Origin of the sequence: Microbacterium sp. (assembly GCF_049650565.1) — a bacterium.
GTDB lineage: Bacteria > Actinomycetota > Actinomycetes > Actinomycetales > Microbacteriaceae > Microbacterium.
Genome location: NZ_JBASAK010000053.1, coordinates 69,929 through 76,016 on the forward strand (window position 1 = coordinate 69,929; position 6,088 = coordinate 76,016).

At 68.8% G+C, this 6,088-nt stretch carries 7 protein-coding genes and 1 tRNA gene; 3 read left to right on the forward strand and 5 right to left on the reverse strand.

Annotation, left to right across the window (positions count from 1 at the left end):
• Positions 1 to 8: 8 nt before the first annotated feature.
• Positions 9 to 494 (reverse strand): Dps family protein, encoded by a 486-nt coding sequence (locus WA967_RS09870; protein ID WP_424421847.1) that lies wholly within the window; start codon positions 492 to 494, stop codon positions 9 to 11.
• 131 nt (positions 495 to 625) lie between these two features.
• Between WA967_RS09870 and WA967_RS09875 the strand changes: the two genes are divergently transcribed.
• Positions 626 to 1,165, forward strand: a complete 540-nt coding sequence (locus WA967_RS09875; protein ID WP_424421850.1) for a gamma carbonic anhydrase family protein — start codon at positions 626 to 628, stop codon at positions 1,163 to 1,165.
• Here the strand turns inward: WA967_RS09875 and WA967_RS09880 are convergent.
• A tRNA-Ile gene (locus tag WA967_RS09880) sits at positions 1,163 to 1,236 on the reverse strand. The two genes, WA967_RS09875 and WA967_RS09880, sit on opposite strands and share 3 nt — an antisense overlap.
• A 56-nt stretch (positions 1,237 to 1,292) precedes the next feature.
• Here WA967_RS09880 and WA967_RS09885 point away from each other — a divergent pair.
• Complete coding sequence (locus WA967_RS09885) at positions 1,293 to 1,505, forward strand: hypothetical protein (protein ID WP_424421853.1); 213 nt, start codon at positions 1,293 to 1,295, stop codon at positions 1,503 to 1,505.
• Positions 1,506 to 1,512: 7 nt separating this feature from the next.
• Here the strand turns inward: WA967_RS09885 and WA967_RS09890 are convergent, their stop codons facing one another.
• From WA967_RS09890 to WA967_RS09900, 3 genes are all read right to left on the reverse strand, one after another.
• Positions 1,513 to 1,737 carry a hypothetical protein gene (locus tag WA967_RS09890; protein WP_424421856.1) on the reverse strand — a complete coding sequence of 75 codons (225 nt, stop codon included), beginning with the start codon at positions 1,735 to 1,737 and terminating at the stop codon, positions 1,513 to 1,515.
• Positions 1,738 to 1,844: 107 nt separating this feature from the next.
• Positions 1,845 to 3,101: an alpha/beta fold hydrolase gene (locus WA967_RS09895; protein ID WP_424421859.1), complete on the reverse strand. Its 1,257-nt coding sequence runs from the start codon at positions 3,099 to 3,101 to the stop codon at positions 1,845 to 1,847.
• Positions 3,101 to 5,098 carry a DUF262 domain-containing protein gene (locus WA967_RS09900; RefSeq protein WP_424421861.1) on the reverse strand — a complete coding sequence of 666 codons (1,998 nt, stop codon included), beginning with the start codon at positions 5,096 to 5,098 and terminating at the stop codon, positions 3,101 to 3,103. The genes WA967_RS09895 and WA967_RS09900 overlap by 1 nt, the downstream gene beginning before the upstream one ends.
• A 172-nt stretch (positions 5,099 to 5,270) precedes the next feature.
• Here WA967_RS09900 and WA967_RS09905 point away from each other — a divergent pair, with 172 nt between their 5' ends.
• Positions 5,271 to 6,044: a hypothetical protein gene (locus tag WA967_RS09905; protein WP_424421864.1), complete on the forward strand. Its 774-nt coding sequence runs from the start codon at positions 5,271 to 5,273 to the stop codon at positions 6,042 to 6,044.
• Positions 6,045 to 6,088 lie beyond the last annotated feature (44 nt).

The window sequence follows — 6,088 nt, forward strand, 5'->3', positions numbered from 1 at the left end:
CGGACGGGTCAGGCGGCGATGTGGGAGACGAGGAACCAGCGGTCCTTCTCGAGGCCGCGCTGGATCTCGATGGCCACGTCCTGGCTGGTGAGGTCGACGGCATCCAGACCATCGACGGCGGTCTTGACATCGGCGATGATCGCATCCAGGTCGGAGATGACCGCGCGCACCAGCTCGTCGGACTGCGCGAAACCGGCGGGCACGGCGGTCGCCGCGACCTTCTCCGCGACGGAGCCGAGGCGCGAGTCGATCGGCAGGCCGAGGGAGACGATGCGCTCCGCGGCGGTGTCGGCGTGCTCCGCCGCATGCGCGACGATGGTGTCCAGCAACTCGTGAACGCCGACGAAGTTGGCGCCGCGCACGTGCCAGTGCGCCTGCTTGCCGTTGACGGTGAGCGCCTCAAGACCCAGGACGACAGGGGACAGGAACTGGGCGGCGGCCGCGGCCACGGTGGGATCGACGGCGGTGGTGGTGACGGTCTGTGCCTTGCTCATGGAATCCTCCGGAAGCGTGTGAAACGGTCTTACTGTCCTCAACGCTACCCAGCGCTCAGCATTCCGCAACCAAGCCAAGGCAACGCTCACCTGGCCGATCCGAACCGGGATTCCGCGGTAGTCTCGCCGTCATGAGGATCCCCGAGACAGCATCCGTGATCGTCCTGGAGGGGCGGGAGCCCGTGATCGACGATGGTGCATTCATCGCCGACGGCGCGCGCATCGTCGGCGCCGTGGCAGTGGGGCCCCGCGCGAGCGTCTGGTACAACGCGGTGCTGCGCGGCGACTCCGCGCCGATCGTCGTGGGCGCCGACTCCAACGTGCAGGACAACGCCTCTGTGCACGTCGACGCGGAGCACGGCGTGCAGATCGGCGAGCGCGTCTCCATCGGCCACAACGCCGTCGTGCACGGCTGCACCATCGGCGACGGCTCGCTGATCGGCATGGGAGCCGTGGTGCTCTCCGGCGCGATCATCGGAAGCGGATGCCTGGTGGCCGGCGGCGCCGTGGTGCTGGGCGGTACGGTGGTGCCCGACGGTTCGCTGGTGGCGGGCGTCCCCGCGAAGGTGCGCCGCGCGCTCAACGACGAGGAGAAGGCCGGTCTGGTGAACAACGCCGAGATCTACCTCGGCCACATCGTCACGCACAGCGCCGCACAGCACGTTGAGTAGGGCGGGCGGGACTTGAACCCGCGATCGTTGGGTTATGAGCCCACTGCCTTCACCAGCTTGGCCACCGCCCCGTAGGGAACCAGCCTAGCGGTGCGCCGGTGTCGCCGCATCGTGCCTACCATCGAGTGTGATCGATCTCGTTCCCGGCATGCGCGTGGTAGTGCGCTATCTGATCCCCTCCGGTCAGGCGACGGATGCTCTCGGCGTGCTGCTCTCCGCTGATGAGCACACGCTGACCGTCGACGGCAAGCACGGTGTGGTGACCATCGACCGCACCGCGGTCGTGGCCGCGAAGCAGGTGCCCCCGGCACCCGTCCGCCGCGTGCGGCGGCAGGATTAGCCGGGCGTCACGGCTCGTCGTCGTCGCGACCGCTGTCGTCCGTGTCACTGTCGTCCGTGTCGGCCTGCGGTCCGCCGATCACGCCGATGCCGACGGCGCGATGGTCCGGGTCGGGGTCATGCGGAGTGGGAGCCAGTGGCACCTCGTCGGGCTCCTTCTCGGTGCTCGGTTCCGTGAGCTGGTCCAGGCCGGGCTGCTGCTCGTCTTCAGGCTGCTGAGTCGTGTCTGTCATGCGAGAAGCGTCGCGCACGGTCACGGCGCCGTGAAGTGCCTTGACATGCCGGCTCGCGTTCGTTCCCACACCTGTCGGCGCCGAGTCCGCCCGCGTGCGCATCGGGATCAGCGCACGCGCCGCCCGTGCGCGAGGTCGACGAGGTGCTCCAGCACATCCCCGGCGCGCAGGCCATTGTGCTCGTGCTCGCTGGTCACGTAGGGAGTGACGCCCGGCATGAGAGCGGCGGTCTCGAGCGAGAACTCCATCGGCACGTACACGTCGTTCACGTACACGGCGGCAGCGCCGCGAGCCTGTGATGCCTGCAGCGCATCGGCGTCGTAGATCGTCGGCCATTCGTGCTCGGCCAGCTTCAGCGTCACGTCGCGCCACGGCCGGAACGCCGGCACAGTCTCGGTCCACTCGCTGTTCACGTGCTCGCCGGTGAACAGTGAGGTGTCCTCGGTGTAGTCGGCCGGTTGCACTCGCTGAGCGGACCAGCGCGTAGCGTGGCCGGAGGCGTAGCTGGACTCGTGGAACACGAAGTACAGCGGGTTGCGGCCATCGAACGGCATGGCCGCGGCCAGGTCGTAGCGGAAGGCGTTGGAGGCCGGATCCTGCTCCAGCAGCGACCACACGGTCGTCCAGCCGTCGTCGGTGCCCAGCGCCGAGCCGATGGAGCGGATGCGCGAGGGGGAGACGACCTCGCCGTCGGGCAGCACGATCGAGCCGGCGGATGCCAGATCCACCAGGCGCCGCATGCGGTCGCGATGCTCGGGGAAGCGGCGGTAGTAGTGCTCCGAGGCGCTGCGCATCTTGTCGTAGCACAGCGCGTACACCTCGTCGGGGGAGCGGTCCACGGTGCTGAGCCCGCCGGTGAAGTACACGCGGTCGAGCGAGGCGGCATCCGTCGTCAGATAGGCCAGCGTCGTGAAGCCGCCGAACGACTGACCCAGCACGTTCCACGTCTCGGCACCCAGGTGCTGCCGCAGCGCTTCGGCGTCTCGAACGATGGAGTCGGCTCGCAGGTGCGTGAGATGCTCGGCGACGGCATCCGCACCCTGCGCGAGGATCGCGTCGTTCACGGCTGTGGAGCGTCCGGTGCCGCGCTGGTCGAGCATGACCACGCGATGCTCCTTGAGGGCCGTCTCCAGCCACCACGCCGGCGACGCCGGGCGCTGGAACGCCCGCGGTGCCTCATGCCCGGGGCCGCCCTGCAGGAAGAGCAGGTACGGCAGATCCTCGCCTCCTTCGCGGCTCACCACGGCGGCGAACACGTCGATGGTGCGGGTGTCGGCGTCGTCGCCCCACACGAGGGGGAGCGTCAGCGTGTGCTCCTCGACGGTCAGGCCCTGCATGCGTCGGATCGTGGTCGTCGCGGTCATCACATCACATTCCCGATGTACGAGTACTTGACGAACACCTCGGAGGCGATGCCGGACTCCTCCAGCACCCCCTGCAGCGCCGTCATCATGTAGTTGGAATCCCACCCCATGTAGAGGTGGACGCCCTCGGCGAGGGTGTCCCAATGCCCCTTCCAGGCCATGGAGGTGTAGAGCGGCCCGCCGTGGCGCGCGCTGTAGGCGAGCGCGGCCGGCCTGTCATCGGTCCAGGCGCGGCGGAAGACCCGGTTGAACAGCGCCTTGACGTCCTTGACCTCCCAGTGCTCGCCGCGGTACTCGCAGTAGTCGAACTCGCGGTCCCAGCCCGCCGGCCAACCGCGGCGGCGCACAGCGTCCAGCACCGGCGTCAGGCCGTCGTCATCGATCTCGCCGACCTCGGGACGCGCCCAGATGCGCACCAGCTCGGCGGACAGGCGCACGGTGCGCGCGGAGATGGCTGCGGTGCCCCAGGATGCGGCATCCGCGAGTTCCCGCGTGGCCGCGACCGCGCTGCGCGCGTACGCCTGGTCTCGCTTCTCGGGGAAGGACGCCCCGAAGACGCGCAGCGTCAGCGACTCCTCCAGCAGCGTGAGGTTGCCGAGCGTCGGAGAGAGGGCGCGGTGGCTGTTCTGCTCGTCCTCGCTGTACTCGTTCCACGACCGGACCCCGTCGCCGCTCCAGGTCGTCGCCGGCACCGGCGGCACGATGCTCTCCACGTCGAAGTCGCTCGTGTCGTCCACGCCCTCGATGCGGCCCAGCACGTATGCGGGGTGGGGGAGCTCGCCGTACTTCAGCACGGCGCTCACCCGCTCATCGGACGGGGTGATCCGGGCGATCGCGCGCATGAGCCTGTCGCGCCCCTGCGCACGGGCACGGCACAGCCGTGCGATGAGCCGATCGGTGGGCAGCCCCACGATGGCGCGGCGCAGGAACAGCGCCTGCACCCACTCCAGCACCTCGCCGAGCTCCTCGCGGCTGATCAGGCCGCGACGATGGTCGGCGTACGCGCCCAGCACGAGCGGGTAGCTCACGCGACCGAAGGTGTTCACCTGCTCGAGTTGAAGACGGATGCCGGGGTCCGGCTCCCGTGAGGGGTCGAGCAGGATGCCGTACAGTTCGGCGTACTCGCGCCACGTCCCGGCGTCGGATCGGAGGGAGTCGACGTCCAGCCGCGGGAACGAGCTTCTGAAGGCCGCGTAGACCCCGTGCTCGCCGGCGACGTCGATCTCGCGGCCCGTCATCATGACGAGGCAGTGCCGCCAGAATGCGCCGATGGTCTCGCCGGTGTGCCGCTCGATGGGCAGCCAGTAGTCCTCCTCGACGTCCAGCTGCTCGGCGTGCGACAGGCCCATGAGGATGTAGTTGTGGATCAGCTCGTGATCGCGCAGCGGCTGGCCGGTGGAGTTCAGGCTCTCGAAGATCTGCTGCGCGTTGGCGGCAGAGCCCAGGGTGATGGAGACGTGCTCGAGTCGCTGCAGGCCCTCCCAGATCAGCGGCACCTCATCGGGGTGCACCTGACTGCGGAAGAAGGCGTAGTTGTCGTCGAAGCGCGACTCGCGGTCCGCGTCGGAGCGGCGGTCCAGCACGACCGACTCGTACAGGTCGGCCCACGCGTGGTGCGGCCGCAGCTTGGTGCGCGACGCGTCGTCGGCGCGCACCAGCACGCCCTCCAGCTCGGAGGCGAGCTGGGCGTCGCTCTCGCGGATCGTGTGATGCAGGGCGGCGATGAGCAGCATCACCGTGGTGATGCGCTGCTGCCCGTCGATGAGCACGAGGTCGCCGCCGCCGGCATCCGCCGCCGACAGGATGGAGCCGATGAAGTGCCGGTGCTCACCGTGGCCGCCGGCCACCGTGCGCACATCTGCGAGCAGCTTCTCGCAGGCGCCGATGTCCCAGCGGTACTGCCGCTGATACACGGGGACGACGATGTTCGTGCTCGGCGCTGACAGCCATTGAATGGTTCCCGTCGCGGTCGCCTCGACGTTCGTCGCCCTTGCCATCACTGCGTGAATCCTCCGATCGGCGGGGCAGCCGAACGCTGCCGGATCGAGTCTAGTCTTCGCCGATTTTCTCCGGCCGGCCTCTGTGAATCGCTCAGGACGCGGGGATAGGCTTGCCTAAGTAGGGCCTGTTAAAACGTGCTGGCCCGCTACGAAAGGACATGACTCGATCATGGGATACATCAAGTGCGCAGCGCTCGAGGAGAAGGGGTTCGTCGTGCTCGACAGCTACGACCAGTCCCAGGACCCCAAGGAGTGGCTCGACATCGAGTACAACGACTGGAAGTCCTCCGGTGACACCCGGTTCGCTCCGCTGGCGAGCGCCAAGGGCGACATCGAGTGCAACGGCTTCTGGAACCACAAGCCGCCGCGCACCGACAAGGACGGCGTGTGGATCGACTCGCAGGTGGCCAAGGCCCCGAACCTGACCCGCCGCGCCCAGGAGCCCGGCGCCAACGTCGGCCGGTGCCGCGTCATCGAGCTGCAGCCCACCCCGTACGGCGACTGCCTGTACAACCTGCACCAGGACGACAACAACCGGCTCAACCCAGACGGGACCGGCTGGGTCGTGCGCGGGTTCTTCAACCTGACCGACGACAAGGACAGCTTCTTCGTCCTGCGCGAGAACCGCACCGATCCCGCGGGCGAGGTGCGCATCGCACTGCCCGCCGGCGCGCAGCTGATCATCGACACGCAGCGCCTGTGGCACGCGACCACGCACAATGGCACGGAGCCGCGCTACAACCTCATCACCTCGTGGACGTCCGGCCCCGAGCTGGACGCCTACATCGAGAAGTACCACGGCACCGACCAGCACACCCAGTTCGAGGTGCCGCAGGATGTGCTCGAGCACGGCTACGCGGAGCAGGCTCGGAAGGATGCCGCTCGCGCGGCCTACTACGCGGCCAAGGGCCAGCAGGCCAAGCTCGCCATGAGCGAGGCCTGAGCACCCAGGCTCCCGTCGGTGGCCCCGGTCCTCGGACCGGGGCC